Source organism: Kribbella sp. NPDC051770 (assembly GCF_040681455.1).
In the GTDB taxonomy this organism is placed as follows: Bacteria; Actinomycetota; Actinomycetes; order Propionibacteriales; family Kribbellaceae; genus Kribbella.
Genome location: NZ_JBFAYT010000009.1, coordinates 220598 through 247020 on the forward strand (window position 1 = coordinate 220598; position 26423 = coordinate 247020).

At 69.6% G+C, this 26423-nt stretch carries 27 protein-coding genes and 2 tRNA genes; 18 read left to right on the top strand and 11 right to left on the bottom strand.

All coding sequences use genetic code 11. The annotated features are described in order from the left end of the window. Positions 1 to 4 precede the first annotated feature (4 nt). Entirely contained in the window at positions 5 to 793 is a 789-nt protein-coding gene (locus AB0M01_RS28305) for a class I SAM-dependent methyltransferase (protein WP_363674730.1), read from the top strand. 132 nt (positions 794 to 925) lie between these two features. Further along, a complete protein-coding gene (locus AB0M01_RS28310; protein WP_363674732.1) occupies positions 926 to 1201 on the top strand; it encodes a muconolactone Delta-isomerase family protein in 276 nt (91 codons plus the stop codon). Here AB0M01_RS28310 and AB0M01_RS28315 read toward each other — a convergent pair. Further along, complete coding sequence (locus tag AB0M01_RS28315) at positions 1198 to 2421, bottom strand: hypothetical protein (protein WP_363674734.1); 1224 nt, start codon at positions 2419 to 2421, stop codon at positions 1198 to 1200. The genes AB0M01_RS28310 and AB0M01_RS28315 overlap by 4 nt on opposite strands. 155 nt (positions 2422 to 2576) lie before the next feature. On the opposite strand from AB0M01_RS28315, the gene AB0M01_RS28320 reads away from it, so the two are divergent. The 5 genes from AB0M01_RS28320 (at position 2577) to AB0M01_RS28340 (ending at position 6507) form a co-directional block, all read left to right on the top strand. Beyond that, positions 2577 to 4103 (top strand): UDP-N-acetylglucosamine 1-carboxyvinyltransferase, encoded by a 1527-nt coding sequence (locus AB0M01_RS28320; RefSeq protein WP_363674736.1) that lies wholly within the window; start codon positions 2577 to 2579, stop codon positions 4101 to 4103. Positions 4104 to 4181: 78 nt separating this feature from the next. Further along, positions 4182 to 4754, top strand: coding sequence for a hypothetical protein (locus AB0M01_RS28325; RefSeq protein ID WP_363674738.1), 573 nt, complete (start codon positions 4182 to 4184; stop codon positions 4752 to 4754). Beyond that, the gene (locus AB0M01_RS28330; protein WP_363674740.1) at positions 4736 to 5320 is read left to right on the top strand and encodes an FUSC family protein; all 585 of its coding nucleotides are present in this window, start codon (positions 4736 to 4738) and stop codon (positions 5318 to 5320) included. The genes AB0M01_RS28325 and AB0M01_RS28330 overlap by 19 nt, the downstream gene beginning before the upstream one ends. A gap of 127 nt (positions 5321 to 5447) precedes the next feature. Next, positions 5448 to 6059: a dihydrofolate reductase family protein gene (locus AB0M01_RS28335; RefSeq protein ID WP_363674742.1), complete on the top strand. Its 612-nt coding sequence runs from the start codon at positions 5448 to 5450 to the stop codon at positions 6057 to 6059. Positions 6060 to 6105: 46 nt separating this feature from the next. Next, on the top strand, positions 6106 to 6507 hold the full coding sequence (locus AB0M01_RS28340; protein ID WP_363674743.1) for a nuclear transport factor 2 family protein: 402 nt from the start codon (positions 6106 to 6108) through the stop codon (positions 6505 to 6507). 16 nt (positions 6508 to 6523) lie between these two features. Here the strand turns inward: AB0M01_RS28340 and AB0M01_RS28345 are convergent, their stop codons facing one another. Further along, positions 6524 to 7405 (bottom strand): RNA polymerase sigma-70 factor, encoded by an 882-nt coding sequence (locus AB0M01_RS28345; protein WP_363674745.1) that lies wholly within the window; start codon positions 7403 to 7405, stop codon positions 6524 to 6526. A gap of 142 nt (positions 7406 to 7547) precedes the next feature. Here AB0M01_RS28345 and AB0M01_RS28350 point away from each other — a divergent pair, with 142 nt between their 5' ends. The 3 genes from AB0M01_RS28350 to AB0M01_RS28360 all read left to right on the top strand — a co-directional run bounded on the left by AB0M01_RS28350 (position 7548) and on the right by AB0M01_RS28360 (position 10716). Further along, the gene (locus AB0M01_RS28350) at positions 7548 to 8885 is read left to right on the top strand and encodes an FAD-binding oxidoreductase (protein ID WP_363674746.1); all 1338 of its coding nucleotides are present in this window, start codon (positions 7548 to 7550) and stop codon (positions 8883 to 8885) included. Positions 8886 to 8940: 55 nt separating this feature from the next. Then, entirely contained in the window at positions 8941 to 10173 is a 1233-nt protein-coding gene (locus AB0M01_RS28355) for a deoxyguanosinetriphosphate triphosphohydrolase (RefSeq protein ID WP_363674748.1), read from the top strand. Between the two features lie 87 nt (positions 10174 to 10260). Then, positions 10261 to 10716: a hypothetical protein gene (locus tag AB0M01_RS28360; RefSeq protein ID WP_363674750.1), complete on the top strand. Its 456-nt coding sequence runs from the start codon at positions 10261 to 10263 to the stop codon at positions 10714 to 10716. Between the two features lie 35 nt (positions 10717 to 10751). Here the strand turns inward: AB0M01_RS28360 and AB0M01_RS28365 are convergent, their stop codons facing one another. Beyond that, positions 10752 to 12398 carry a glycoside hydrolase family 99-like domain-containing protein gene (locus AB0M01_RS28365; protein WP_363674752.1) on the bottom strand — a complete coding sequence of 549 codons (1647 nt, stop codon included), beginning with the start codon at positions 12396 to 12398 and terminating at the stop codon, positions 10752 to 10754. Positions 12399 to 12494: 96 nt separating this feature from the next. On the opposite strand from AB0M01_RS28365, the gene dnaG reads away from it, so the two are divergent. Together dnaG and AB0M01_RS28375 are read left to right on the top strand one after the other, a co-directional pair. Continuing rightward, positions 12495 to 14402, top strand: a complete 1908-nt coding sequence (gene dnaG / locus AB0M01_RS28370; protein WP_363674754.1) for a DNA primase — start codon at positions 12495 to 12497, stop codon at positions 14400 to 14402. 895 nt (positions 14403 to 15297) lie between these two features. After that, a complete protein-coding gene (locus AB0M01_RS28375; RefSeq protein ID WP_363674756.1) occupies positions 15298 to 15438 on the top strand; it encodes a hypothetical protein in 141 nt (46 codons plus the stop codon). Between the two features lie 238 nt (positions 15439 to 15676). Here AB0M01_RS28375 and AB0M01_RS28380 read toward each other — a convergent pair. Continuing rightward, positions 15677 to 15749 (bottom strand) — tRNA-Asn (locus AB0M01_RS28380). A 115-nt stretch (positions 15750 to 15864) separates the two neighbouring features. Continuing rightward, positions 15865 to 16335, bottom strand: coding sequence for a hypothetical protein (locus tag AB0M01_RS28385; protein ID WP_363674758.1), 471 nt, complete (start codon positions 16333 to 16335; stop codon positions 15865 to 15867). 1745 nt (positions 16336 to 18080) lie between these two features. Here AB0M01_RS28385 and AB0M01_RS28390 point away from each other — a divergent pair. Beyond that, positions 18081 to 18827: a hypothetical protein gene (locus tag AB0M01_RS28390; RefSeq protein ID WP_363674760.1), complete on the top strand. Its 747-nt coding sequence runs from the start codon at positions 18081 to 18083 to the stop codon at positions 18825 to 18827. A 5-nt stretch (positions 18828 to 18832) separates the two neighbouring features. On the opposite strand, the gene AB0M01_RS28395 is transcribed toward AB0M01_RS28390, so the two are convergent. Further along, the gene (locus tag AB0M01_RS28395) at positions 18833 to 19738 is read right to left on the bottom strand and encodes a sigma-70 family RNA polymerase sigma factor (protein ID WP_363674762.1); all 906 of its coding nucleotides are present in this window, start codon (positions 19736 to 19738) and stop codon (positions 18833 to 18835) included. Between the two features lie 217 nt (positions 19739 to 19955). Between AB0M01_RS28395 and AB0M01_RS28400 the strand changes: the two genes are divergently transcribed. Beyond that, positions 19956 to 20029 (top strand) — tRNA-Ile (locus AB0M01_RS28400). 148 nt (positions 20030 to 20177) lie between these two features. Here the strand turns inward: AB0M01_RS28400 and AB0M01_RS28405 are convergent. Beyond that, a complete protein-coding gene (locus AB0M01_RS28405; protein WP_363674764.1) occupies positions 20178 to 20417 on the bottom strand; it encodes a peptide deformylase in 240 nt (79 codons plus the stop codon). Positions 20418 to 20481: 64 nt separating this feature from the next. Continuing rightward, complete coding sequence (locus AB0M01_RS28410; RefSeq protein WP_363674766.1) at positions 20482 to 20640, bottom strand: hypothetical protein; 159 nt, start codon at positions 20638 to 20640, stop codon at positions 20482 to 20484. 231 nt (positions 20641 to 20871) lie between these two features. Here AB0M01_RS28410 and AB0M01_RS28415 point away from each other — a divergent pair, with 231 nt between their 5' ends. Next, complete coding sequence (locus tag AB0M01_RS28415; RefSeq protein WP_363674983.1) at positions 20872 to 21249, top strand: ricin-type beta-trefoil lectin domain protein; 378 nt, start codon at positions 20872 to 20874, stop codon at positions 21247 to 21249. Between the two features lie 581 nt (positions 21250 to 21830). Here the strand turns inward: AB0M01_RS28415 and smpB are convergent. Further along, positions 21831 to 22310 carry an SsrA-binding protein SmpB gene (gene smpB, locus AB0M01_RS28420; protein WP_363674767.1) on the bottom strand — a complete coding sequence of 160 codons (480 nt, stop codon included), beginning with the start codon at positions 22308 to 22310 and terminating at the stop codon, positions 21831 to 21833. 30 nt (positions 22311 to 22340) lie between these two features. Beyond that, positions 22341 to 22889 carry a dihydrofolate reductase family protein gene (locus AB0M01_RS28425; RefSeq protein ID WP_363674769.1) on the bottom strand — a complete coding sequence of 183 codons (549 nt, stop codon included), beginning with the start codon at positions 22887 to 22889 and terminating at the stop codon, positions 22341 to 22343. A gap of 141 nt (positions 22890 to 23030) precedes the next feature. Between AB0M01_RS28425 and AB0M01_RS28430 the strand changes: the two genes are divergently transcribed. The 3 genes from AB0M01_RS28430 to AB0M01_RS28440 are packed head-to-tail and all read left to right on the top strand — an operon-like array spanning position 23031 to position 25536. Further along, positions 23031 to 24008 carry an ATP-binding cassette domain-containing protein gene (locus tag AB0M01_RS28430; protein ID WP_363674771.1) on the top strand — a complete coding sequence of 326 codons (978 nt, stop codon included), beginning with the start codon at positions 23031 to 23033 and terminating at the stop codon, positions 24006 to 24008. Continuing rightward, entirely contained in the window at positions 24005 to 24769 is a 765-nt protein-coding gene (locus tag AB0M01_RS28435) for an ABC-2 family transporter protein (RefSeq protein WP_363674773.1), read from the top strand. Before AB0M01_RS28430 ends, AB0M01_RS28435 begins: the two co-directional genes overlap by 4 nt. 2 nt (positions 24770 to 24771) lie before the next feature. Then, positions 24772 to 25536, top strand: coding sequence for an ABC-2 family transporter protein (locus AB0M01_RS28440; protein WP_363674775.1), 765 nt, complete (start codon positions 24772 to 24774; stop codon positions 25534 to 25536). Here the strand turns inward: AB0M01_RS28440 and AB0M01_RS28445 are convergent. Continuing rightward, positions 25533 to 26396: an AraC family transcriptional regulator gene (locus AB0M01_RS28445; RefSeq protein ID WP_363674776.1), complete on the bottom strand. Its 864-nt coding sequence runs from the start codon at positions 26394 to 26396 to the stop codon at positions 25533 to 25535. The genes AB0M01_RS28440 and AB0M01_RS28445 overlap by 4 nt on opposite strands. Between the last annotated feature and the right edge of the window lie 27 nt (positions 26397 to 26423).

A 26423-nucleotide genomic window follows, 5' to 3' on the forward strand; every position in this document is an offset into this window, starting at 1 on the left:
TCGCATGGGCTTGCGGGAGACGTTCGGGGAAGACGCTGAGCTGTACGACCGGGTGCGCCCGTCGTACCCGGTCCGCCTGTACGACGAGATCGCGCGCATGCTCGGCGCCCCGGTCGCCCGGCCGCGGGTGCTGGAGATCGGCTGCGGCACCGGCCAGGCGACCGCGCCGATGATCCGGCGCGGTTGGTCGGTCAAGGCGGTCGAGCTGAGCCCGACGCTCGGCGCGGTCGCGCGCGACAAGCTGCCCGAGCTCGAGGTGATCGTCGCGGACTTCGACACCTGGCCGCTGCCGGCCGAGCGGTTCGACCTGGTGCTGTCGGCGACGGCGTTCCACTGGCTCGATCCGGAGACGCGCGTCGCCAAGGCGGCCGACGCGTTGCGGCCGGGCGGCGTACTGGCGGTGGTGTCGACGCACCACGTGGCGGGCGGGAGTGAGCAGTTCTGGATCGACGTGCAGGACTGCTACGAACGCTTCACCGGCAAGACGAGGTCCGGCGGGCTGCCGGCGGGTGACACGGTGTCGAGTCCCACCGCGGATGAGCTGGCGGTCTCGGGGCGGTTCGGGCCCGCGAACGTGTGGCGGCACGAGTGGGAACTCACCTACACGACCGCCGAGTACCTCGATCTGTTGTCGTCTTATTCGGGTCACCGGGCCTTGACAGAGCAGGCGCGTGACGGACTGTACAACTGTATTCGGGCACTCATCGACGCGTCGGGCGGTTCGGTCACGAAGCGTTACCTCTCGCTGCTGACCGCAGCAAATCGTCTTCACCAACCTCTTGCGTTGGGCTGATCCGGCAGTCCAAGATAGCCGGGCGGGAAGGGCATCACACGTCGACTTTCGGGTCTGACTCGAACCAGCCGCTGTGGCGGCTCGTGACTCCCTTCCCGCACCAAACTTCCTTGTGTGGATAGGGTTTCGGGCATGGCCATCTTCGCTGTGCAGCTGACGTTCGACCCTTCCGGCACCGAGGCGCGGATGCAGGTCCGCCCCGCCCACCGCGACTACCTCGCCGAGCTCCAGCAGGCCGGCAAGCTGGTCGCCGCCGGCCCGTTCGCCGACGAGTCCGGCGCGCTGCTGCTCTACGACGTGGCCGACGAGGCCGAGCTGCGCGACATCCTCGCCAAGGACCCGTACACCCCGGCCGGAGTGGCCGAGGTGACCACCCTCAAGGAGTGGAACCGCGTCTTTGGTGCCTAGGCCTCGGCCGCTTCCAGGTCGAGGAAGTCGACGTACGCCCAGAACCAGCTCAGCGGGCCGAGCACCAGCTCCGGCTCGCCGCCGTCGTCCTCGATGAACAGCAGCGTCCCGGTGCCGCCCTTGATGTCCTCGAGGACGGCACCGCAGACCTCGAGCGCGGCCTCGAACGGCACCATCTCGGGGCCGCTCTCCCAGTGCGGTTTCGGCAGCGGCAGCACCGGCGCGTCCTCGGTGCCGTCCATGTCGACCGACACCTGCTGCAGCATCTCGTACAGGTCGTAGGAGATCAGCCCGGCCAGCGGGTGGCCGTCGACACCGATCAGGTACGGGTCGTCGGCGCCGCCGCGGAAGCCGTCGCGGACCTGCGGCAGGGCCGCGGCCAGGTCCTCGACCTCCAGGTACGGCGCTTCGCTGAGCTCCTCCTCGCCGTCCTCGGTCATCAGCCCGCTGCGCATCTGGTCGAACTGGTGCAGCAGCTCGGACAGCTCTTCGTGGGCGCCGCCGTTCGGCGCCTTCTGGGCACGCTCCTCGAGCCCGCGCAGGTGCTCGACCAGGTCGTCCTCGAAGTGCAGGTCGTACTTCGGCAGCCCGGGCTCGCGGCCGGCGTTGATCTGGGCGACCAGCTGGGTGGAGATCGGGCCGAGCCGCTCGGCCAGCACCTCCAGCGGCGTGGTCGGCTTCTCCTCCTCGTCGTGCGCGCAGGAGTCGTCCTCGTCGGTGCCGCCGCCCTCCATCGCGAGCAGCACCGAGAACGCCGGGAACGCGATCAGCGCGGCGGTCGCGAGCATGCCGTCACCGATCAGCATCAGCGGGTTCCCGCCGGCTTCGGTCCGCCGCAGGTGGTCGGGCAGCAGGATCGCGGCCTGCTCGACGTTCACCTGGCTGGCCAGCGAGCTGAGCCCGTGGTCGGTGTCGACACCGAGCTGCTCGACCAGGGTCTCCGAGCTCATGTCGAAGTTCGAGCGCAGGTAGTACCGCAGCCAGCCGGCGTCGACCGGGTTGCCGAGCAGCTCGGCGATCCGGGCCCGGAAGTCGGCCAGGTCCGCGATCGCCAGCACGACCAGCACCGGCTGGTCGCCGTCACCGATCACCAGCGGGCGGGTGTCGCCGTTGTGGAAGCCCTCGATCACCTGCGCGAGGCTGTCGGCGGCTGCTTCGAGAGGCCAGGACTCGGCCTCGAACTCGGTCACACCGGCGGCGGTGCTGACGTCGTCGGGCATCTACTGGTCCTCTCCGATGGCGGCGGCGGGGTGGCGACAACTGTAAGGGGCGGGCGATCTACCAGGGGTGGCCGGTCGGTGCGGCGTGACATTGGCTACTGTGGGAGCGGCGGGTCGGTGCAGCGGTATCTCACATGTGAGATAAGGTCCCGCGCATGACCGATGACTACCTGAGCCGGATCGGCAACCTGATCCGGGACGCCCGTAAGCACCGCGGCTGGACGCAGACCCAGCTCGCCGATGTGCTCGGCACCAGCCAGAGTGCTGTCAACCGGATCGAAAAGGGTCATCAGAACCTCACTCTCGAGATGCTCGCCCGGATCGGCGAGGCCCTCGACTCCGAAATTGTCTCTCTCGGTGGCGGTCCGGTCCACCTCCGTGTGGCCGGCGGCCGGCAGTTGTCCGGATCGATCGACGTCAAGTCGTCCAAGAACGCCGGGGTCGCGCTGCTCTGCGCCTCGCTGCTGAACAAGGGCCGCACCACACTGCGCAAGGTCGCGCGGATCGAGGAGGTCAACCGGCTGCTCGAGGTACTGAACTCGATCGGCGTGAAGACCACCTGGCTGAACGACGCCGGCGACCTGGAGATCGTCCCGCCGGAGCACCTCGACCTGGGCGGCATGGACGCCGAGGCGGCCCGGCGGACCCGCAGCATCATCATGTTCCTCGGCCCGTTGCTGCACCGCGAGGACACCTTCGCCCTCCCGTACGCCGGAGGCTGCGACCTCGGCACCCGGACCGTCGAGCCGCACATGTCGGCGCTGCGCCCGTTCGGCCTGGAGATCAAGGCGACCGCCGGCGAGTACCACGCGGTGGTCAACCGGGCGATCACGCCGGGCAAGCCGATCGTGCTGACCGAGCGCGGCGACACGGTGACCGAGAACGCGATCATGGCCGCCGCCCGGTACGACGGTGTGACGGTGATCCGGAACGCCTCGTCGAACTACATGGTTCAGGACCTGTGCTTCTACCTCGACCTGCTCGGGGTGAAGATCGACGGCGTCGGCTCGACCACGCTGACCGTGCACGGCAAGGCCGAGATCGACGTCGACGTCGACTACGCGCCGTCCGAGGACCCGATCGAGGCGATGAGCCTGCTCACCGCGGCGATCGTGACCGGCTCGGAGATCACCATCAAGCGCGCGCCGGTGGAGTTCCTGGAGATCGAGCTGGCGCTGCTGGAGGAGATGGGCCTGGACTACAGCCGCTCCGACGAGTACCTGGCCGAGAACGGCCGGACCCGGCTGGTCGACCTGACCACCCGGCCGTCGACGCTGCACGCGCCGATCGACAAGATCCACCCGATGCCGTTCCCCGGCCTGAACATCGACAACCTGCCGTTCTTCGCGGTGATCGCGGCGACCGCGACCGGGCAGACGCTGATCCACGACTGGGTCTACGAGAACCGCGCGATCTACCTGACCGACCTGAACAAGCTCGGCGGCCGGGTCAAGCTGCTCGACCCGCACCGGGTGATGGTCGAGGGCCCGACGCACTTCTCCGGCGCGGAGATCATGTGTCCGCCGGCACTGCGGCCGGCCGTGGTCACGCTGATCGCGATGATGGCCGCGAAGGGCACCTCGGTGCTGCGCTCGGTCTACGTGATCAACCGCGGCTACGAGGACCTGGCGACCCGGCTCAACTCGCTCGGTGCGCAGATCGAGACGTTCCGCGACATCTGAGAACACGCGGCGTCCTGCTGGTGGCGGAAGCCCGCCGGCAGGGCGCCGTTCGCGGTCCGGAGGAGTTGCAGTCGCGCCATGTGGCGATGGATCGCGCCGTTGCTGCAGCTGAATCCGGGGCCTCGCCGCAGCTTGTACGCCGGTGTCGCGGCGGTACCGATCGTGGTCGGGCAGGCCGCCGGGCGACCAGGTGTGGGCCTGGTGGCCAGCATCGGCGCGCTCGCGGCCCTGTACGGCGGATTCGGCACCGCGAAGCAGGAGCTCGCGGTGGTCAGCACCGCCGCGGTCGGGCTCACGGCGAGCATCGCGGCCGGTGTCGCGGCGTCCGGGCATCCGCTGGCCGCCGTGTTCGTGACGACGGTGTGGGCGGTGCTCACCACTGTGGTGTGCCGGGTGCTCGGGGCGCGGCAGCCCGGTCTGCTGATGTTCGTCCTGGTGTGCGCGGTCGGCACCACGCTGCCGTCCGCCCTGGCCGGCTCATGGATCCTCGGGGTCGCGGCGGCCGGCCTGTTCGCCACGGTCCTGATGGGGATCACCGTCGCGGTCCGCGACGCCGTCGAGCACGGGTCTGTTCCGGCGCCGCCGCCGCCGTACTGGTCGGTGGGCTGTTGTCGCTGGCGTTCCAGCTCCCGATGTCCGCGTGGGCGATGACGGTCGCGGCGGCGATCCTGTCGCAGGGCAGCTTCGCGCACAGCGTCAACCTGCGCGCGCTGCACACCGGTGTGGGGACCGCGCTGGGCTGTCTGGTGGCTGGTGCGCTGGTGCTGCTCGACCCGCACGGGGTGTGGCTCGCGTTGGTGCTGGCGGCGTTGACGCTCGTCATCGAGCTGGTGGTGGTGCGCAACTTCGCGCTGGCGATGGTCTTCATCACGCCGCTCGCTGTACTGCTTGTCCACGCGTCGGGGCGGCTGCCGAACCCACTGACGCTGGTGTGGACGCGGCTGGTCGAGACACTGATCGCCTGTGTGGCTGCTGTCGCGGTGGGGCAGATCGTGTCGCGGCGGTGGGCGGTACGGCAGCGGCTGAACGCGGTGACCGCCGCGCTGACTGCCGCGGCCGATGCGGTCGAGCAGTGCACGCCGGAGGCGGTTGGGGTGTTGCAGCGGACTCGGTGGAACCTGGTGCTGGTCAGCGAGAGGACGGCGGGGGAGCGGGCCGACGTACGGGCTGCTGTGGCTCCGCTCGACCAGGCCGCGGCGGACCTAGCGAGCGTCTAGTACGGCGTACTGGTCGCTGGGGAAGTCGCGGCGGGTGCGGATCGGCCAGCAGCCGCAGGTGCCAGCTGATCGTGCCGGTGTTCTCGGCAACCCTGGGACTGTCGGTGGCGCCTCGTACGGTCTGGACATGCGGCCTCATGTGGTGGGTCATCTGGCGGTCTCGCTCGACGGCGTGACCGCCGGTTTCGACGTGGATCTCGCGCGGTACTACGCGATGGCGACCCTCTGGCAGGAGGACGTCACGCTGCTCGGCGCGGACGCGATCCTGGCCCAGGAGTCCGCCGTGCGGTCAGCTCCACAACCAGGACCGCGCGAGACCGGCCCGCTGCTCGCCGTCGTCGACAGCCGTGCTCGCGTCCGCGACTGGGACCGCCTCCGCGCCACCGGCCACTGGTCCGACGTCCTCGCCCTGTACGCCGACCAGACGCCGGCCCGTCCGCCCGACAGCCGCACCCGCGAGCTGATCACCGGATACGACCGCGTCGACCTCGAGGAGGCGCTGCATCTGCTCGGCAAGCAGTACGACGCCCGCGTGGTTCGCGTCGACACCGGCGGCCCGCTGCTCGGCGCCCTGCTCGACCTCGGCCTCGTCGACGAGCTCAGCCTGCTCGTGCACCCGGTGATCGTCGGCTCCGGACCGCGCTGGACGGGCGGTTTCGCCGACCGCCTCGACCTCGCGCTGGCCAACGCCGAACCCTTCGAGGGTGGCGTGATCTGGCTCCGCTACTGCATGCTCTGAAAACCGGGTACACTGTACGGAGTTCCATCGACGTGAGGAGCAGTGGATGCCCGGATACGAGCCGACCGCGGAGGACCTGGCGAGCGTGCAGGCCTGGTTCGCGACCTACGACAAGCTGGCCGACGCCCGCGACTACGAGGCGATGGCCGACCTCGCCGTCTTCCCGCTGAACGGGGTCACCGACGACGGCAAGGGCAACGGCTCGGCCACCCAGACCAGCCGCGCGGAGTACCTCGAGCAGATGGCACACGTGATGGGCGGCGACGACGACGTCAAGCTCGAGACCACCCGGACGCCGCACTTCCTGTCCGACGCGCTCGTGTTCGTGATCAGCGACGGCACGATGACGTACGCCGGCGAGACCACCCCGATCCGGTACGGCGATCTGCTGCTCAAGACCGAGGGCGGCTGGAAGTTCCAGACGATGGCGCAGGGCGGCTGGGCCTGAGCCTCGGCGCTGAGGTTCAGCGCTGCAGCGCGGTCTCCTCGGCCAGCCGCGACAGCTTGGCGGGGTTGCGCACGGCGTACAGGCCGGTGACGAGGCCGTCGTCCATCCGGAGGGCGACGACGGCCTCGATCTCGCCGTCGCGGCGGACGATCAGCGCCGGGTGGCCGTTCACCTCGGCCGCTTCCAGCGACGCGTCGCCGAGGCGGGTCAGTCCGGTCGCCAGGAACCCGGCGACCGTCTCCGCGCCGACGACCGGCTGCAGCACGGCCGGTACGACGCCGCCGCCGTCGCCGAGCAGGACGACGTCCGGCGCGAGCACGTCGAGCAGGCCCTGCAGCTCGCCGGTCGTGACCGCGTGCCGGAAGGCGGCCAGTGCGTCGCGCGCCGCGGTCGGCGGAACCAGTCCGCGCGGGCGGCGGGCGGCGACGTGGTCGCGCGCCCGGTGCGCGATCTGGCGGACCGCGGCCGGTGTCTTGCCGACGGCTTCCGCGATCTCGTCGTACGGGACCGCGAAGACGTCGCGGAGCACGAAGACCGCCCGCTCGACCGGTTTCAGCGTCTCCAGCACGAGCAGCATCGCCATCGAGACGTTGTCCGCGAGCTCGACGTCGTCGGCGACGTCCGGTGCGGTGAGCAGCGGCTCGGGCAGCCACGACCCGACGTAGGACTCCTTGCGGCGACCGAGCGCGCGGATCCGGTCCAGTGCCTGGCGCGTGGTGATCCGGACCAGGAAGGCGCGCTGGTTCTGCACGGTGTCGAGGTCGACGCCGGCCCAGCGCAGCCAGGTCTCCTGCAGGACGTCCTCGGAGTCGGCGGCCGAGCCGAGCATCTCGTAGGCGATCGTGAAGAGCAGGTTGCGGTGGGTGACGAACGCTTCGGTCGCGGGGTCCAGGGCCATACGCACCTGACTCCTCTCGCGGCGGCGTTGTGACATCGGGTCGTCGACTGTGATGTGAGTCACCGTAATCGACGTTTTGTCACAGGTTCCGGGCGGCGGTCGTCGAGTGGTCATTCAACGGAAACCTGTGGAGGGAAACGTCATGACCTCAGCGCTGGACACACTGCGCGGCACCTTCGGCGGCGAGATCGTCGAACCGGGCGCCGCCGGCTACGAAGCCGCCGCCCGGACGCTCCTGGTGGCCGGCAGCCCAACGGTCGTCCTCCGGCCCGACAACGTCGAGGGCGTCCAGGCCGGAGTCCGGTACGCCGCCGCGGAAGGGCTCGCGCTCGCGGTCCGCGGCGGCGGCCACAGCTTCCCCGGCTTCGGCACCAACGACGGCGGCGTGGTGATCGACCTGGGCAACCTGACCGCGGTGGAGCTGGTCGACAAGGAGCAGCACGTCGTACGGATCGGTGGTGGCGCGCTCTGGGGGCAGGTCGCGGCGACCCTGGCGACGCACGGGCTGGCCATCTCGTCGGGGGACACCAAGAGCGTCGGCGTCGGCGGTCTCACGCTGAGCGGTGGGATCGGGTGGAAGGTCCGCAAGTACGGGCTGGCGCTGGACAGCCTGGTTGCGGCGGAGGTCGTGACGGCCTCGGGCGACGTCGTGCGGGCCGATGCGACTGAGAACGCGGAGCTGTTCTGGGCGCTGCGCGGTGGCGGCGGGAACTTCGGGATCGTCACCGCCTTCTTCTTCCAGGCGCATCCCACGACCGACGTCTTCTTCGGCCGGATCACCTTCCCGGCCGCCGAGCTGGACGGCGTACTGCGTGGCTGGGCCGACTACCTGCGCACGGCGCCGGACGAGCTGACCTCGATCGCGATCTTCGCCAACCCGTTCGCGGGCGGACCGAACGCGCCGCTGGAGATCCACGTCGCGTACGACGGCGACGACGCCGCGGCGGCTGCACGCGCCCTCGACCCGATCCGGCAGCTCGGGACCGTGCTCGACGACGAGGTCGCGCTGACGCCGTACGCCGAGGTGCTGGTGGACGGGATGGTCCCGCCGCCGGGCTTCCGGGTGCTCACCCGCGGCGCCTTCGTCGACCGGGAGTCCGTCGGTGACGTGCTCGGGATCCTCGCCGAGGTCGGCTCGGCTGAGCGCTCGCCGTTGATCTCCGTGCGCAGCGTCGGCGGGGCGGTGGCGCGGGTCGACGCGGGCGCGACGGCGTACGCGCATCGGAGCGCCGAGCTGATGATCGTGCTCACGACGGCCGGACCGGCGCCGGTCGTCGATGCGGCGGAGCCCGGGCTGAACGCGATCTGGGATCGGCTCGAGCCGCACACGAGCGGGCTGTACGCGAACTTCCTGGCGTCGGCGTCTGCTGCCGATGTCGCCGCGGTCTACCCGGCGGCGACGTACGAGCGGCTGGCGGCGGTCAAGCGCGAGTACGACCCGGGCAACCTGTTCGCGGGCAACCACAACGTCAAGCCCTGAGCTGTTCGCCCGGCGTTCGGAGGAATGTCGGTGCCGGGCAGTAGTTTGAGGGGTGATGAGGAAGCAGTCGGAGGGGTACGACGAGCACGACGCCGAGCGCTGGGTGCCCGAGCCGGTCAAGCGGCCCGGGCGGACGGCGTTCGCGCGCGACCGGGCGCGGGTCCTGCACAGCGCGGGCCTGCGCCGGCTCGCGGCCAAGACCCAGGTCGCGACCGCCGGCAGCGACGACTTCGTCCGGAACCGGCTGACGCACAGCCTGGAGGTCGCCCAGATCGGCCGCGAGCTGGCCAACACCCTCGGCTGCGACCCCGACATCGTCGACGCCGCCTGCCTGGCGCACGACCTCGGCCACCCGCCGTTCGGGCACAACGGCGAGCGCGCGCTCGACCAGATCGCGGCGGAGATCGGCGGTTTCGAGGGCAACGCGCAGACGCTGCGGCTGCTGACCCGGCTGGAGTCCAAGACGTTCACCGCCGACGGCCGCAGCGCCGGGCTGAACCTGAGCCGTGCCACCCTCGACGCCGCGACCAAGTACCCCTGGGCGCGGCGCGAGGGGCAGCGCAAGTTCGGCGTGTACGACGACGACCTGGCGGTCTTCGAGTGGCTGCGGCAGGGGCTCGGCGACGAGCGCTGCCTGGAGGCCCAGGTGATGGACTTCGCCGACGACGTCGCGTACTCGGTGCACGACGTCGAGGACGGGATCGTTGCGCACAGCATCGACCTGGGCGCGGTCGGCGCCGGGCGGGCGCCGTACTGGCAGACGGTCCGGGAGGCGTACCTGCCGGACGGCGAGGACGCGCAGCTCGACGAGGCGTGGGATCGGTTGACCGCGCTGCCGTACTGGCCGACCGGTCCGTTCGACGACAGCCGGCGCGCTCTCGGTGGGCTGAAGGACCTGACGAGTCAGCTGATCGGCCGGTTCTGCACGGCGGCTGAGCAGTCCACGCATGCCCGCTTCGGGCGGCGCTCGCGGCTGGTCCGGTACGACGCGGACCTGGTCGTCCCCGACAGCACCCGCGCCGAGATCGCGCTGCTGAAGGGGATCGGCATGTTCCACGTGCTGAACTCGCCGGAGCGGCAGCGCCGCCGCGCGGTGCAGCGCGAGCTGCTGACCGAGCTGGTCGACGCGCTGGGCAAGACGGCGCCGGACGGGCTCGACGTACCGTTCGCGGCCGACTACCGCGCCGCTGACGACGATGCCGCGCGGCTGCGGGTGCTGATCGATCAGGTTGCCTCGCTCACCGATCCGTCGGCGCAGGCGTGGCACAGCGCCCTGACCGGGAACTGAAAGCGGTCTGACAGCGGGCTTCCCTAGCGTCCTCAGGTGTGCGAGCCCCGATCGGGGCCTGCGACAACCATCTGAGAGGGAATCCTGATGCGTGCACTGAAGACCATCGCGACCGTGCTCGGCACCGTGGCGCTGACCGGCGTCGCCGTCACCGCCTCGGCCGCACCGACGCCGACCGAGGCTGCGCCGGCGTCGACCCAGGCCGCGCCCGGCTGCATCGGGGCCAGCTTCAGCGAGAAGCGGGCACTGAACTCCGGCGAGGCGATCTGCAAGGGCGACTTCCTGGTCCGGATGCAGCCGAACGGCGACCTGGTGCTGCGGGTGATCTCCACCGGCCGCGCCTGCTGGGCCTCGCACACCAGCGCGGCCGGGGCCTCGGCGACCTTCCACGGCGGCAACATCCAGGCCGGGCTGCGGCCGTACGTGCAGATCGGGTCGACGCGGGTCGGCGGCGACTACAACCTGGGCGACCCGGGAACGAACGCGAACGTGAACTCGAAGGGTGAGTTCTGGATCGCCTACGCCAAGCGCGGCTGGTGCTGACCACCTGAGGGGCGCCGTTGGCGCACGGCGTACGTCTACTTCAGCTTCAGCTCGGTCCGCAGGATGTCGAGGTACGCCGAACCGTCGCGCTCGTTCGGCTCGATCACGCCGCCCTCGTGCCACTCGTTCCAGGCGTACAGCCAGACGTAGTTGTCGACCGCCGTCGGCCGCGTGGACGTCGTCATGTCGGCGGCGACGTTCCGCACGGCCTGCCGGTAGCCGTCGAACGACTGGTCCGGCATCCAGCGGATCGCCTTCACGTCCGGCGTCTCGATCGGGAACCGCGGCCGCTCGTCGAAGTCCGACAGCACACACCGCCCGTACGCCGCCGGCGCCTGCGCGTAGAACGCACGCTGACCCTTGAGGTAGTTCGCGTACGAGCGGCTCTCGATCGCCGGGCCGTCGGTGGTGCAGTACGGCGCGTCGCCGCCGGCCGCCACGACCTGGCGCGGGTCGAAGCCGGCCTGGTTGATCATCACGTAGATGTCCTCGCCGGTCGCGGCCTTGGCCTTCGCGCGGACGGTGTCGGCGAACTGCTTCACCTGCGCCGGGCTGCCGTCGCCGAGGCCGCGGGCGTCGCAGATGTTGAGGATCTTGCGGCCGTCGTTGGTGCGCAGGGTGTTGTCCTGGGCCAGGTACGCGGTCACGTTCGCGGCGACCGCGTCGTACTGGGTGGTGGGGATCTGGAGGTTGCCGTAGGGGTGGGCGCAGACGCCGACGGTGAAGTCGATGGTGTCCCTGTTGTTCGCCTTGGCGAAGGCGTCGAGGGAGGCCTTGGTGATGCCGTTGGTCTGCTTGGCGTTGTCCCAGTACCAGTAGAAGTTGAAGAAGCTGAGGCCGGCCGCGGTGGCCTGGGTGATCTGCTTCTCGAGCGTCGCCGGCTGGCTGTCGTCGTAGTAGCCGATCGACGGTTTCAGGTACGACCAGTCCTGGCCGGGCCAGTTGTCGGTCGCGTAGTGGGTGCCGCTGCGGAAGTCGCGGACGCCGCCCCACCAGTCGTTGCTGCGGCCGTAGATCTCCTTGGTGCGGGCGATGATCGTGGCGTGGCCGTTGGCGTTGAACATGCCGAAGTAGACGGCGCCGGCGCGGACGTAGTCGGCGTACACGTAGCCGAGCGGGCCGTCGAGTTGGTAGCCGGCGTTGATGAGCTCGGCGGTCTTCGGCTCGAGGGCCAGGCGCCACTCCTTGCCGTTGGTGAAGCGGCGGAGTTGCTGGAGGTTCTTGCCGGGCCGGGGGTAGAGGTAGGCGGCGATGCCTTCGTCGACCCATCCTTGCGCTTTGAGGCTGTCGTGCTCTTGTTGTGAGGCGGTGAACAGCCATTTGGTCGCCGTGGGGGTGGGCTTCAGGCGGTACATCGGGACGGCGCCGGTGAAGGGCTGGCGGGGGAGGAAGCCGATCTGGCCTGGCTGGCGGTGCATGCCGGTGGCTGTTGCGGCGGCGACCTCTTGGGGGTCGGCGGAGTAGAAGCGGCCGGTGTCGGTGGTGAGCTCGGTGAGGGGGACCGGGGTGGGGGCTTTGGCTGCGGCTGCTCGGGCTCCGGCTGCGGCGGTTCCGGCTGTGGGCGCTGTGGTTTCGGAGGTCTCGGGTGCCGGGGTTTCGGCGTTGACGGGACCGGCGATCGCGACCGCCGCGGCGACCAGGGCGGTCACCACCAGCGCCGTACCGAGGACAGGACGCTTCACTTCGGCTGACTCCTTGCGGGCTTCTGGTACAGACCGCTTGAAGCTAGCAGCCGGGCGGGGCAGCGGCCCGCTTCGGGATCCCCGTAGACTCGCCGCGTGGCAGGCAGGATCAAGGAAGAGGACATCGCGCTGGTGCGCGAACGGGCACGGATCGACGACGTCGTCGGCTCGTACGTGACCTTGAAGAACGCCGGCGGTGGGTCGCTGAAGGGGCTGTGCCCGTTCCACGACGAGAAGTCGCCGTCGTTCAACGTGACCCCGGCGCGCGGTTTCTTCTACTGCTTCGGCTGCCAAGAGGGCGGCGACGTCATCGACTTCATCCAGAAGATCGACCAGATCAGCTTCGGCGAGGCCGTCGAGACGCTGGCCGCGAAGGTCGGCATCCAGCTGCGCTACGACGAGTCCGGAGCGCCGATCCCGAAGTCGCAGAGCAACCAGCGGCCGCGGCTGGTCGAGGCGCACAAGGTCGCCGCCGCGTTCTACTCCGAGCTCCTGTTCGGCGCCCCCGAGGCGACGCTGGGCCGTCAGTTCCTGGACAAGCGCGGCTTCGACCGCGACGCCGCCGCGCACTTCGGCGTCGGCTTCTCCCCGCGCGGCGGCGAGCAGCTCGTCGCGCACCTGCGCGGCCGCGGCTTCAGCAACGCCGAGCTGGTCGCCTCCGGCCTGGCCGCCGAGGGCCAGCGCGGCCTGTACGACCGGTTCCGCGGCCGCCTGATGTGGCCGATCCGCGACGCCGGCTCCGACGTGATCGGCTTCGGCGCCCGCCGCCTGTTCGACGACGACAAGATCGAGGCCAAGTACCTGAACACGCCGGAGACGGCGATCTACAAGAAGTCCAAGGTGCTGTACGGCGTCGACCTGGCCCGCCGCGAGATCGCGAAGGGCAAGCAGGCGGTGGTGGTCGAGGGGTACACGGACGTGATGGCGTGCCACCTGTCCGGCGTACAGACTGCTGTGGCGACGTGCGGTACGGCGTTCGGCGACGACCACGCTCGCGTCCTGCGCCAGCTGCTGCTGGACCACGACCAGTTCCGCGGCGAGGTCATCTTCACCTTCGACGGCGACTCCGCCGGCCAGCGCGCGGCCGTCAAGGCCTTCGAAGGCGACCAGGCCTTCGCCGCGCAGACGTACGTGGCGGTCGAGCCCGACGGCCTGGACCCCTGCGACCTCCGCCTCCAGAAGGGCGACGCCGCCGTCCGCGAACTCATCGGCCGCCGGGTCCCCCTCTACCGCTTCGTCCTCACCGACCGCCTGTCGAAGTACGACCTCGACCGCGCCGACACCCGCATCGACGCCCTCCGCGACGCCGCCCACCTGGTCGTCAGCATCCGCGACCGCTCCAAGGTCGACGCCTTCACCCGCGAACTGGCCGGCCTCCTCGGCATGGAGGTGGACCAGGTCCGCACCGAGGTCCACCGCGCGGCCTCCCGCCCAGCCCCCGCCCCCCGCACGGGCCCGGCAGACCGCACTCCCGTAGTAGTCCAAACCGAGGCCCCCCCACCGCCCCGCCAAAACCTCCCTTCCCCCCGCGACCCCCGCTTCCAAATGGAATGGGACGTCCTGAAACTCGCCCTGCAACACCCGTCCCTCCTGGGCCCAGCCTTCGACGAGCTGGACGAGCAGGACTTCACCCACCCCTGGCTGGCCGCAGTCCACACCGCCGTCACCAAGCTGGGCGGCCCCACCCAAGCCACCCCCGGCGAATCCTGGGTGGTAGCAGTCCGAGAAGCCATGGGCAACGACCCGGCGGCAGCCGTTGTCTCAGCCCTGGCCGTAGAACCCCTCCGCCTGGGCCGAGACCCCGACGACCGCTTCGCCCGCGCCCACCTGGCCCGCCTCCAGGAACTGACCTGCCTCCGCCGAATCGCCGACCTGAAGTCAAAACTCCAACGCACCAACCCGATCGACAAGGCCGACGACTACAACCGCATGTTCGGCGAACTGATCGCGTTGGAGCAGTACAGAACAGAACTCCGAGAACAAGCCATCTCCGGCGCGCTGTAACCACCAGCGGCAGACCTCCGAGCGCCCGCGTGGTTCGCATCGACACCGGCGGCCCGCTGCTCGGCGCTCGGCCTGCGCCCTGGCGCCGGCCACTTGCGCCTAACCCCGCTCAGACACCGTCTTCCGGCCGCCGCGACCTCAGCCCCAGGCGACCTTCCCGGCCGCACCTACGCCGGGTCGACGCCCGGGACCAGGTCCGCGACCTCCGAGCTCGGCCTGCGCCCTGCCCCCCGGCCACTTGCGTCTACCCCCGCTCAGACACCGTCTCCCGGCCGCCGCGACCTCAGCCGCAGGCGACCTCCCCGGCCGCACGACCACCACCCGCAGGCAACCATCGTTCCGAGCAGCAGCACCGCTCCGCACGCGACCAGCGCCCCGCATGCGATCACCGTCGCCGCCTCGCGGGCAACCATCGCTTCGAGCACCAGCACCGCTCCGAGCGCTAGCATCTCCGGCCGCGATCACCGCCCGCACGCCACCACCAGCGCCCCGCACGCGACCCCCCACTCCGGGCCGACCACCGCCTCGCACACCACCACCGCCCCGCAGTCATCGACTTCCGGCCGCCGCGATCCCAGCCGAAGGCCACCTCCCCGGCCGCATCGCCACGACCTCGGCACAGCCCGCGCGAACTCACACGCGGGCGCCACAGTCTCGTGCGCCTCCGCCATGTGACCCACCGATACCCCGCGCCGACACACCACGCTTCCGCCGACCCCCCGGCCGCCGCGACCTCACCCCTCACCAACTCGCCGGCGGCACGACCACCACCCGAACCACCGCGCCTTCCATCACCTCCCCACCGAAAACCAGGGCACCGTCAGGGGTTTGCCCCAGTGATTCTCACCACCGGCAAGGGATGATGGAGTCCAGGTCCGACCGAAGGAGAAGTTCGATGGGCTGGTTCATCCTGCTGGTGCTGATCGTGGGCGCCGTCGCGGCGTACAAGTACCGCGTCCCCCTGATCGCCAAGCTGACCGGGCAACCCCAACACCGCATCCAGCGCGCCCTGGAACGCCGCAAGAACAAGAACTGACCCCACCCAGCCCCGCCCCGTCGCCTCAGCGCGACGGGGCACCCCAACCCGCGCCAACCAGCGCCCACGCGCCGCCGACCATCCGACGTCAGGCTCGCCTCAGCAGCGGCTACCCCGCATGTGGTCTACCTCACCAACCACGAGCGTTGCCGCACCCTCTCAGCGACGCCAACCACCACCCCGCCGTACAAACAAAAAGACCGGCTCCGAGTACCCGGAACCGGTCGATCTTGTCTTGCTCCCGCGACTGGACTCGAACCAGTAACCTGCCGGTTAACAGCCGGCTGCTCTGCCAATTGAGCTACGCGGGATCGATTCTGTTTCCTGCCCCCGATCCCCGAGGACCGGATTAGGTTAGCAGGATCAGGCCGAACTACAAAAACGGGATTCGCCGCCCCCGAGCACCCGCCCGAACTGCCTTTCGCGTCAGATTCCGAACTCATCCCGGACCGCCTGCAACGCCGCCTCGGCCTGCTCGATCAGCCCCGGCCGATCCGGCTCCAATCCCTTGTCCAGAACGAAGTTCCACGCCACCGGAGCATCCGTCGACGCCGGGCTGCGCCGCCCGACGATCCGCACACCCTTCTTTCCCACCAACGCCACATGCCGCTGTACCACGATGCTCGCGTCCACCCGCTCCCGCAGCAACTGCCCGAACCGCCCCGGGTCCTCCACCGACAGATCGGTCGACCGCAACGGCGTACCGAACGCAGTCGTCTCGAACACCCGCAGCACCGAAGCCTCAGAGTCCCAAGCCGCCCGCTCGATCGCCTCCCACCCGACCCGCCGAACCTTGTCCCCCTCCGGCAGATAAACCGCAGACCGAGTCCCCGCCACCCAGTCCCCGTCCGCCAACTGCACGGCGGCCAGGATGTCGTCCCGCCCACCAGCAGCCACCCGAACCCCCTCAACCAACTCAGAGGGCCACGCCGAACGCCGAAGTCTCAACACACCCCCATCATCCCAGCCCCCTCCAACCTGCTCCCGCCGACCCCGTCCGTGCGAGCACCTCGTCCGTACCACCGCCGCACCGTTCGGCACGTTCAGCTGCCCCGCCGGACCCCGCCGGCCTCGCCGGATCCGCCGACCCGCCGGACCCCGCCGGATCCGCTGCGCCGCCGCTCGCCGCAGCCAACTGATCCGCCCGACGTGCCGGGACGTCCCAGCCAGCTGCCCCGGCCGTCCGGGCCGCTGACCCCAACAGTCGGCCACTCGGCTGGCCGGGCCGCTCACCCAGCCAGCTGACCACCCACCCCACCGCATCCAGCGGACCCGCTCAGCCCGCTGGGCCGCTCCCAGCCGCTGACCCCCGGCTGGCAGGGCGCTGACCCCAGCCAGTTGCCCACTTGGCTGGTCGCGCCGCTCACCCAGCCAGCTGACCATCTGACCCGCCGCATCCAGCTGACCCGCTCAGCACGCTGGTCCGCTCACCCCAAGCCAGCTGGCGACTCGGCTGGCCGGGCTGCTCCTCCAGCCAGCTGACCACCCCACCCCACCCCGCCGCATCCAGCTGACCCGCCAGTCCATTGGGCCGCTCACCCCGGCCAGTTCGCTGCTGAAGGAGCTCGGCATGGACCGCTACGAGCTGCGCGACCTCATCCGCCTGCTGACCTCTGGCGAGGTCCGCGACGGCCGGTACGCCGTACGCCGGTCACGTCGGCGCTGCGACCGAAGGGGGTGGTGAGTGTGAGCTGCTTGATGCTGCTCGTGTAGGGCCACGCGGGCAGTTCGCCGGTGAGCGGGGCCGCGGACTACGAGGCGCGCGAACGCGTGTGTAGCGCGGCGCGCATAGTCGGTGACTCGTGCAAGCTGGCGTGGGCATGGCTGCGTGTGGCAGCGGCGGCGCAGGCAAAGCGGCGCGCAGAGGCGCGAGTGTGGGACCGACCGCGGTAGGGCGGATATGGCAACCACCGCGCGGATGTGGTGGCGTGGGCATGGCGACGTGTGGAGGCGGCGGCTCGGGCAAGTAGCGCGCGGAGGCGCGCGTGTGGGACCGACCGCGGTCAGGGCGGGCGCGGTAACCCACCGCGCGGAGGTGATGTGGGTGGGCTGCGTGTGGAGGTGGTGTGTGGGCTGGGAAGCGTGTGGGGCGCAGTCTGGCAACCCATCGCGGCGGGGTGGTGGTGTGGGCAACGGCGTGCGGAGGCGCGGCGTGGGAACCCATCGCGGGGAGGCGGCGGTGTGGAGGTGGCGGCCCGGGCTGGGCAGCACGCTGAGGCGACGGCTCGGGTAAGGCAGCGCGCAGAGGCGCGGGCGTGGGACCGACCGCGGTGAGGGCGGCGTGGTAACTCACCGCGCGGAGGGGGTGGTGTGGGCGGAGCTGCATGTGGAGGTGGTGGCCCGGGCTGTGCGGGCGTGTGGGGGCGCAGCTTGGCAACCCATCGCGGCGAGGTGGTGGTGTCGGCGAGGGGCGTGCGGAGGCGCGGCACGGGCAAGGCGGCACGCCGAGGCAGCGGCGCGGGTTGGGCCGCGGCGTGGCGATCCACCGCGGCGCGGCGGTAGCTCGGTGGAAGCTGGCGCCGCCGCCCGCCGCCCGCCGCCCGCCGCCCCTCCGCCCCTCCGTCGTGACAGGCGTGGATCTTCGCGGCAGGTTGCGGTCAGGGGGTTGGTGGTGGGTGTGGGCGATTGCCTAGGTTGGAGGCATGCGACTGTTTCGGCGGGCCAAGACTGTTTCTGTGCCGGATCGGTATGGGTTCGGGGGCGGGGACTCGATCGAGATGTCGGCTCAGCCTGATGTGGGCGACTTGCTGGGTGGGCTGGCGGGGAACGAGCGGGTTCGGATGGTGGTGGGGTATCTGAATCATCCGGAGCCGGCCGTTCGGGTCGCGGCTGTTCGGCTGGTGCCGGCGTTGGGGGAGGCGACGGTTGCTGAGGTCGAGGAGCTTGTTGATCGGCTGGCTGATCTGGATGCTGGCGTGCGGGCGGCTGCCGGTGCTGCGTTGTGGGATGTGCAGAGCGACAGCGACTGCGAGCGGACCGTACTGATTCTTCGGGACGAGATTCGTGGGCACTCGATGACGTTCGGGGCGCCCAGTACCGAGTCGTTGCGGCTCGGGCGGGAGCCCGCTGAGCAGGTGTTGCAGACCTTGCTGGCGTCGGCGCCGGACGATGATGCGCACGTGCGGTTGCAGGCTTTGATCGATGAGCATGTGGTCCTTCCGGATTCGGTGCAGGCCGACTCCTCGCTGGTGCTCGAGTTCATCGAGAAGGTGCAGCGGCGGGGTGGTGACGGGCAGGTGGCGACGTACGAGGCCTATCGGGCCGCCGATCGGGGGCAGGCGCTGGCGTACCTCAAGGCGCACCCGGTGGCGGAGGAGTTCTACTACCTCGAGGTCGAGACACCGCAGGGGACGTTCGGGCGCGACATCAACGGGATCTACGACATCTGATCCGGTCATGATGACGCGCTCGCGTAGTTCCTGAGGCCGGGAGACTTGCGTAGGTAGCGCAGGGCTTCCAGCTCCAAGGCTCGGACCTTGGCGGGTGGGAGCTGCAGCTGTTCGGCGGTTTCCTCCAACGTGGACAGTGGCGTGTTGTGCAGGCCGAAGCGGAGCCGAAGGACGTCCTGGGCCAGGTCGTCCAAGTGCTCCAGCTGGCAGTGCAGGTCTCGGGTCAGCGCAGCTCGGCTGAGGGCCTCCTCGTCGTCGGTCGGCTGGTCAGCCTGCCTGATGTCGAGGGGTGCAGGGTGGATCTTCCAGGCGCGGGCTCGCTCGACGCGGGCGGTCGTGAGGGACGCGGCCTCGGCCAGCTCCGCCGTTGTGGGTTCGCGTTCGAGGCGCTGGATCAGGTCGCGATGTACCGTCGCGACGCGGCCGGCGTCGACGTACGCCTGGGCGGGCATCCGGATCAGCCGCGACCTGTCGGAGATCGCGCGGCCCAGCGACTGCCGGATCCACCAGATCGCGTACGTCGAGAAGCGGTGCCCGAGCTTGTGGTCGAACCGCTCGACGGCGCGGATCAGCCCGATGTTGCCCTCCTGGATCAGGTCGAGCAGCGACAGGCCCTTGCCGGCGTACCGCTTGGCCAGCGAGACGACGAGGCGCAGGTTGCCCTCGATCATCCGCAGGCGCGCTGCGCGGCCCAGCTCGACGACAGCAGCCAGCTCGGCGCGACGGGCGAGCACCGCACGGTCGGTCGTGGGCGCGCCGCGGGCCAGCTCGTCGGCAGCCAGTACGCCGGCCTCGATCCACGACGACAGGTCGTGAACCTCCTCCGGGCTCAGCAGTTCGTGCCGCCCGAGGTCGCGCAGGTACGCGACCAGCCCGGTCACATCAGCGGCATCGCAGTCCATCTCGGCCATCGTTGCTCCCCTCTCTCTTGAAGGGATGGTGCCGCGAAAGACCCCGCCGGAACGGCCCGATCTGAGATCAGTGGACAACTACGCCAAGTGACAAGGATGTAACTCAGAGTGTGTGGATAACTGCGATCAGCGATCGGCCTCGCCCGGGTATCCTCCAGCGCGAACAAGCCCCGCCGCACCAGATACGATCTCCCGACAAGCGCCAGACCAGGCGCCGGGGGCGGTAGCTCAGCCGGTCAGAGCAGGGGACTCATAATCCCTGGGTCGTGGGTTCGAGCCCCACCCGCCCCACACACTTGACCTGCGCTTATGCCTCTCTCCGCATGCACTCGAGCTGCGATCTGTAGCGGATCTGTAGCGAACCACCCCCACCTCGCCCGTGAAGTTACGGGAAAGTTCGGTGCAGACATACGACGAGGAGGGCGCTTCCGCGATCTGGCTACTTGCCGAGCCGGCGTTGGCGGGCTGCTCGTTGGGCGAGCACGGCGTCACGGGTCGAGGCCGACTGGGACAGGGCGTGCGTCCTCGCGGCCGGTGTCAGGTGGTCGATGTAGAGAGTGCCGTCGAGGTGTTCGGTTTCGTGGACCAGGCAGCGGGCGAAGTAGCCGGATGCTTCCACCTGGAGGTGGCGGCCTTCGAGGTCGAAGCCGCGGAGCTGTGCTGTTTGATCGGCAGGCAACTGGAGTTGGTTGAGTAGGTTCGGTCGGGTTTGACTGAGTCGAAGTAGTCGTACGCAGTGTCTCTCAAGGCGTTGGAGACGATCGGAGGGTGGGGGCGTACAGGCACGGGAGGAGTTCGTCGCTGGTGGTGCTGGGGATGCCGGCGGCGTAGAGGTGCTGGATGAGGGTCACTCGGTTGACCGTGCTGACGCCGCTCGCGTCGGCTAGCTCACCGATGCGCATGAGGCCTCCCCAGGGTGCACGGACACCACTAGTGCAGGTGACATCAGAGCGACTGGTGTTGCAATTCGAGAGCTGCCCGCGAATTGCAGCAAGCTGCAGAAGCATTCCGTCAGGGCTGATTCCTGTGGGAGAGTCCGAAGCAATCTTCCGTCTACAGATCGGGACAAGATGTCAGTTCGACGTTACCTGGCCGCGGTTGCTGTTTCGGCCTCTGTGGCGGCTGCATTCACCATGCCGGTCGCATCAGCTTCGACCGCCTCAGTCCAGAGCACCACACTGAAGAATGGGTCCGGCCTCTGTCTGGACGGCAGTGTGAGCGGCGGAGTGGTCATGAAGGTGTGCAACTCCAGTGCCTATCAGCAATGGACCCTTAGTGATAGCAATTACCTCTACAATCAGGCCTATCCGAACGCCTGCCTGGACGGGAGCGTTTCGCAAGGTGTCAGGCTCGCACAGTGCAACTTCTCCCGATACCGGCTATGGACTCAGGCCGGAAGGGAACTCTGGAACATCGGGGATAGTAGCAAGTGCCTCGACGGCAGCTCCAGTCAAGGAGTCAGGATGGTGGCCTGCAACGACTCGAAGTATCAGACGTGGAGTGCGCTGTAGGACGATGCGCTCGGCCTACCTCAATGGGACGTTACTGACGGGCATCTGCTCGTCAAACGCCAAGTGGCCGCCACGTCCATAATCATCCTGTTTCCTGCCGTGCGCCAAGGGCCGGTTAAGGCTTCTTGGGTCGACAATGCGCAGTAGGGTCGATGCGGCTCTAATTCAGCAGGCGTGGCAGGGCAAATCTTGAGGTAGTGGGTTCGAGCCGCACCGACCCGCAACGCGGAGCCGGAACGGGCGAGCGCTGGGCCTGAAGAGGTCAGAATTCCGGCATGGTTGCGGGCGGAGCAATTTGAGGCTTTGGGCCGATGAAGCAGCACGCATCCCGCAGGGCTGCCGGTTGAGGTCTTGGATGACGTAGCCGGTGTGGTCAGGATCGAGGTGACTCTTGATCGATCGTCTGCTCGGAGGGTTCGACGTCGGGCCCTTGCGGGTTCAGGTGGCAGCCCGTGGCATGGATCGGTTGCGGGGGTGGACTTCAACCTGCTGGATCTGACGGCGTACGGGCGGCAAGAGGACTCGCCGGCGGGGTGGCCGCAGGATCCGACGATGAGTTGGATGCGGCATCACGACGAGTCCTAGTCCGAGCGGCCCTTCAGGCGGCGCTGTACGGCGCGTTCGGCTTCGCGGTTGGCTTGGCGTTCGGCCAGGGCGTGGCGTTTGTCCCAGGTTTTCTTGCCTCGGGCCAGGGCGATCTCGACCTTGGCGCGGCCGTCCTTGAAGTACAGGACGGTGGGGACGACGGTGAGGCCGCTCTCGTTGATCTTGCGTTCGATCTTGTCGATCTCGGCGCGGTGCAGGAGGAGTTTGCGTTTGCGGCGGGAGCCGCCTTCGAACCAGCGGGACTGGGCGTACTGCGGGATGTGGACGCCGTGCAGCCACAGTTCGCGGTTCTCGATCTGGGCGAAGCCGCCGGCCAGGGAGGCGCGGCCGGCGCGGAGGCCCTTGACCTCCATGCCCTGGAGGACGATGCCGGCCTCCCAGGACTCGCCCAGGTCGTACTCGTGCGCGGCCTTGCGGTTGCGCGCGATCACCGGGTCGGTCTGGGGCTTCTTCACAGGGTGATTCTGCCTCAACCGGTCCGGGGGCTACTTCAGTACGCGGTAGCGGAGGTGGGTGGCGTCCTGGCCTTTGAGTTGGCGGAGGGGTTCTAGTTCGACGTACTGGTCGTCGAAGAGGCGGCGGCCGGAGCCCAGGAGGACGGGGACCAGGTGGACCTCGATCTCGTCGAGTTGGCCGGCGGCGAGGAGGGACTGGGCGGTGCCGGCGCCGTGGACGAGGATGTCGCGGTCGCCGGCTGCGGCTCGGGCTTCGGTGGCGCAGGTGGTGACGTCGTTGTAGTAGCGGGCGGTGCCGGGTGGGGACGGTAGATCCGTCTGGTGCGTGAGGATGTGGATCGGTACGCCGTCGTGGTGGTCGCCGTTCCATTGGCCGGCCAGGTCGAAGGTCCGGCGGCCGGCGATGACGGCGCCGGTGGCCAGGGCTTCTGCGTAGATCTGGGCGTTGACGCCGGTGCCGTGGCGGTCGTCGAGCCAGTTGAAGAGGCGGCCGCCGCCGCGGCCGAGCTCCTGGCCGGGGCGGTCGTCGGGGCCGGTGATGAATCCGTCGAGTGACATCGACATGTAGAGCCTGATCATGCAGGCCAGTACACCGCACCCAGCTGTCAGATGTCTTTCACGAAATCCTTCAACGACAGTTGGAGGGCGGCACGCTCGACTCCACCCGAGCACCCAGTCGCCAACCCTAAAATCTTGCATCAATTTCCTAGGTTCTTGGGCATGGGAGTTGTCGAGGTCGGCGGGTTGACGATGCGGTTTCGGGCGCCGGTGCGGGACGCGGGGATGCGGGCCGCGCTCAAGGCGGTGGTACGGCGGGAGTATCGGGAGATCGAGGCGGTGAGTGAGGTCTCGTTCGGGCTCGCCGAGGGAGAGGTGGTCGGGTTCATCGGGCCGAACGGCGCCGGGAAGACGACCACGATGAAGATCCTGTCGGGGATCCTGCACCCGACGGGCGGCGAGGTCAGGGTGCTCGGGTTCGAGCCGTGGCAACGGCGGCGGGAGTATCTGCGGCGGATCGCGTTGATCCGGGGGAGTCAGCCGATCGGTGGGCCGGCGGAGCTGACGGTGATGGATTCGTTCAAGTACCAGCGCGTTCTGTACGGCGTACCGCGCGACGACACGACAGTGGACGAGCTGGTCGACCTGCTCGACCTCGGCGAGCTGCTGCATCGGCAGATCAGAGCGCTGAGCCTGGGGGAGCGGATGCGCGCGGGACTCGCGATGGCCTTGCTGTACCGGCCGCAGGTGCTGTTCCTCGACGAGCCGACGCTCGGCCTGGACGTGCTCGCCGCCAACGCCCTGCGCCGCTTCGTCGCGGAGTACGCCGCCACTACTGGCGCCACGATCCTGCTGACCAGCCACTACATGGCTGACGTCGAGACGCTCTGCCGGCGGGTCATCCTGATCGACAAGAGCCGCATCCAGTACGACGGCGAGCTCAAGGCGCTGGCCGCGACGTTCTCGCCGTACAAGCTGCTCAAGGTGTCGGTCGCTGAGCTGGGTAGCACCCAGTGGAGCCGATACGGGGAGGTGGAGGAGGAGCAGGACGGCAAGGTCGTGCTGCGTGTACGCCGGGAAGAGGTGCCGAGCGTCACCGGCGCACTGCTCGCGCAGGTGCCGGTAGTGGACCTGGCGGTCGAGGACCCGTCGCTGGACGTCGTGATGGACCGCTTCTACCGTGACGGGCTCCCCGCATGACCCGTACGGCGGTGCTGCTCGGCATGGGCTTCTGGCGCAGCTCAGTGGAGTGGTGGAGCTTCCGGTCGTTCGTGCTGACGATGGTGGCCGGGCAGGTGGTGACGCCGCTGCTCGGGCTCCTCATCTGGTCCGCGGCGGTCCCAGGAGACGGCAGCATCGAGACGTACTACGTGGTGCTGCTCGCCGTGCAGCTGATGACCGTCTCGTACGAGCACCACACGCTGGCGGGCAGCATCTACGGCGGTGACTTCGCGGTCGAGCTGGTGAAGCCGCGGCCGGTCGTGCTCGACTTCCTCGGGACCAACCTGGCGCTGCGGTTCTGGCACCTCGCGTTCGGGGCGCCGGTGATCATCGGCGTCGGAGTCCTCGCCGGCATCAGCCTGAGCGGACGGGACCTGCTGCTCGCGCTGCCGGCGATCGTGCTCGCGGCGGGGCTCCGGTTCGCGTTCACCTACACGCTGGCCCTGACCGCGGTCTGGACGCAGCGCGCGCACGGCGCCGTCGGGATGGGTGAGGCGCTGATCTTCCTGCTCGGCGGGACGGCGGCGCCGCTGACGTTCCTGCCCGAGCCGTTCCGCGCGGCCGGGGCGGTGCTGCCGTTCTGGTCGATGCTCGGGGCGCCGGCCGAGGTTGCCGCGGGCAACGTCGACGACGTGCTCAGGGTCTACGCGGTGCAGGCCGGCTGGTTCGCCGCGGCCGTGCTGCTCGCCGTACTGGTCTGGCGGCGGGCCGTCCGCCGATTCACCGCCTTCGGAGGCTGACGATGCTGTTCGGTGTGCTGTTCTCGTTGTCCGTACGACGCGCGGTGGCGTTCCGCGCGGACCTGTTCTTCGAGCTGGTGGTGACGGTCGTCGGCGCGGGCGCGTCGGTCGCGGCGCTGCTCGTCGTCTACACCCGCGCGGACACGCTCGGCGGCTGGGGGCCGGGCGAGGCGATCGCGCTGCTCGGGACGTTCCAGGTCGTGAGCGGGCTGCGCAGTACGTTCGTCGAGCCGAACCTGCAGTTCTTCGGCGAGCAGGTGAAGAGTGGGAAGCTCGACGCGATCCTGCTGCAGCCGGCGCCGAGCATGCTGCTCGCCAGCCTCGGGTCGTGCGCGCCGGCCGCGCTGATCCAGGTGGGCCTCGGTGTCGGGATTGCTGTCACGGGGGCCCGCGAGGCGGCGCTGGTGATCACCGCGGGCGGGGTCGCGGCGTGGGTGGTCGTCGTGGTCGCGGCGGCGGTCTCGATGTGGGCGACGCGGGTGCTGATCGCGTCGGTGGTGTTCTGGGCGTTCGGGTTGAGCCTCGACGTGCTGTACGACGCGGTGTGGCAGTTCGGGCGGTACCCGGTGCAGGTCTACCGCTCGGGGTTGCAGGTGGTGTTCACGTACGTCGTACCGGTGGGGCTGATCGCCACGGCGCCGGTGCAGGCGCTGACGGGGCAGACGCTGGTGGTCCCGACGGCGATAGTTGTTGCCGGAGGCACCAGTCTCGCCGCGACCCTGGTGTGGCGGAGCGGGCTGCGGCGCTACACGAGTGCGACGAGCTAGCTGCGGAGCCGGGCAGCGTCGGCGCCGGGTGGAGTCCCGAACAGGCGGCGGTACTCGCGGTTGAACTGCGAGGGACTGTCGTAGCCGACGAGGTGGCCGACGCCGGCGATGTCGCGTGGGCGAGCCGCCAGCAGCGACCGGGCCTCCTGCAGGCGGATGCGCTTCTGGAACTGCAGCGGGCTGAGGTTGGTGATGCTGCGGAAGTGGCGGTGGAAGGCGGCTGGGCTCAGGCCCGCGAGGTCGGCGAGGTCGGGGACGCGGAGCGGTTCGGCGTAGTTGTCGCGGATCCAGTGGATGGCGCGGTTGACGTGCGCGAGACTGCTGTCGGCGAGGCCGATCTGGCGGATCACGTCGCCGTGCGGGCCGGTGAGCAGGCGCCAGAGCAGCTCGCGCTCGATGAGAGGTGCAAGGACGGGGAGGTCGGCGGGGGTTTCGAGGAGACGCACCAGGCGGATCGCGGCGTCGAGGATCTCGGGGCTCGCCGGGCCGGTCGCGATCGCGGCTGACGCAGTACGGCGTACTGGTGGGGCTTGGCGGAGGAGTGGGGCGATCGCGTCCGCCCGCAGAGTGAGGCCCAGGCCGAGGGCCGGGGTCTTCGTGCTCGCGCCGACGAAGTGGCCGGAGACCGGGAGGTCCGTGGTGACGATGAACAGGTCGCCGGCGCGGTAGTCGAACGTCTGGTCGCCGAGCAGCAGGCGTTTGCCGCCCTGGGCCATCACGACTAGCAGCGGTTCGGTGAGCGAGTAGTCGGGCTCCGAGGTCTCGACCTTCGACAGGGTCAGGCCGTCGAAGGCGGTGCGTAGGTCGGGGCGCGCGTGGGTCGCGATCAGGTCGCGCAGCTCGGTGAGGTCTCGGGCCATGCTTCGAGGAAAGCACGCGAGCCCTAC

Coding starts and splice junctions, on each gene's coding strand:
- AB0M01_RS28305 (WP_363674730.1), top strand. CDS start 5: ATGGGCTTGCGGGAGACGTTCGGGGAAGACGCTGAGCTGTACGACCGG.
- AB0M01_RS28445 (WP_363674776.1), bottom strand. CDS start 26,396: ATGGCCCGAGACCTCACCGAGCTGCGCGACCTGATCGCGACCCACGCG.
- AB0M01_RS28345 (WP_363674745.1), bottom strand. CDS start 7,405: ATGGCCCTGGACCCCGCGACCGAAGCGTTCGTCACCCACCGCAACCTG.
- AB0M01_RS28350 (WP_363674746.1), top strand. CDS start 7,548: ATGACCTCAGCGCTGGACACACTGCGCGGCACCTTCGGCGGCGAGATC.
- AB0M01_RS28430 (WP_363674771.1), top strand. CDS start 23,031: ATGGGAGTTGTCGAGGTCGGCGGGTTGACGATGCGGTTTCGGGCGCCG.
- AB0M01_RS28435 (WP_363674773.1), top strand. CDS start 24,005: ATGACCCGTACGGCGGTGCTGCTCGGCATGGGCTTCTGGCGCAGCTCA.
- AB0M01_RS28415 (WP_363674983.1), top strand. CDS start 20,872: ATGCCGGTCGCATCAGCTTCGACCGCCTCAGTCCAGAGCACCACACTG.
- AB0M01_RS28320 (WP_363674736.1), top strand. CDS start 2,577: ATGACCGATGACTACCTGAGCCGGATCGGCAACCTGATCCGGGACGCC.
- AB0M01_RS28410 (WP_363674766.1), bottom strand. CDS start 20,640: ATGCGCATCGGTGAGCTAGCCGACGCGAGCGGCGTCAGCACGGTCAAC.
- AB0M01_RS28330 (WP_363674740.1), top strand. CDS start 4,736: ATGTCCGCGTGGGCGATGACGGTCGCGGCGGCGATCCTGTCGCAGGGC.
- AB0M01_RS28390 (WP_363674760.1), top strand. CDS start 18,081: ATGCGACTGTTTCGGCGGGCCAAGACTGTTTCTGTGCCGGATCGGTAT.
- AB0M01_RS28395 (WP_363674762.1), bottom strand. CDS start 19,738: ATGGCCGAGATGGACTGCGATGCCGCTGATGTGACCGGGCTGGTCGCG.
- AB0M01_RS28335 (WP_363674742.1), top strand. CDS start 5,448: ATGCGGCCTCATGTGGTGGGTCATCTGGCGGTCTCGCTCGACGGCGTG.
- AB0M01_RS28325 (WP_363674738.1), top strand. CDS start 4,182: ATGTGGCGATGGATCGCGCCGTTGCTGCAGCTGAATCCGGGGCCTCGC.
- AB0M01_RS28360 (WP_363674750.1), top strand. CDS start 10,261: ATGCGTGCACTGAAGACCATCGCGACCGTGCTCGGCACCGTGGCGCTG.
- AB0M01_RS28375 (WP_363674756.1), top strand. CDS start 15,298: ATGGGCTGGTTCATCCTGCTGGTGCTGATCGTGGGCGCCGTCGCGGCG.
- AB0M01_RS28355 (WP_363674748.1), top strand. CDS start 8,941: ATGAGGAAGCAGTCGGAGGGGTACGACGAGCACGACGCCGAGCGCTGG.
- AB0M01_RS28315 (WP_363674734.1), bottom strand. CDS start 2,421: ATGCCCGACGACGTCAGCACCGCCGCCGGTGTGACCGAGTTCGAGGCC.
- AB0M01_RS28340 (WP_363674743.1), top strand. CDS start 6,106: ATGCCCGGATACGAGCCGACCGCGGAGGACCTGGCGAGCGTGCAGGCC.
- AB0M01_RS28425 (WP_363674769.1), bottom strand. CDS start 22,889: ATGATCAGGCTCTACATGTCGATGTCACTCGACGGATTCATCACCGGC.
- AB0M01_RS28440 (WP_363674775.1), top strand. CDS start 24,772: ATGCTGTTCGGTGTGCTGTTCTCGTTGTCCGTACGACGCGCGGTGGCG.
- AB0M01_RS28310 (WP_363674732.1), top strand. CDS start 926: ATGGCCATCTTCGCTGTGCAGCTGACGTTCGACCCTTCCGGCACCGAG.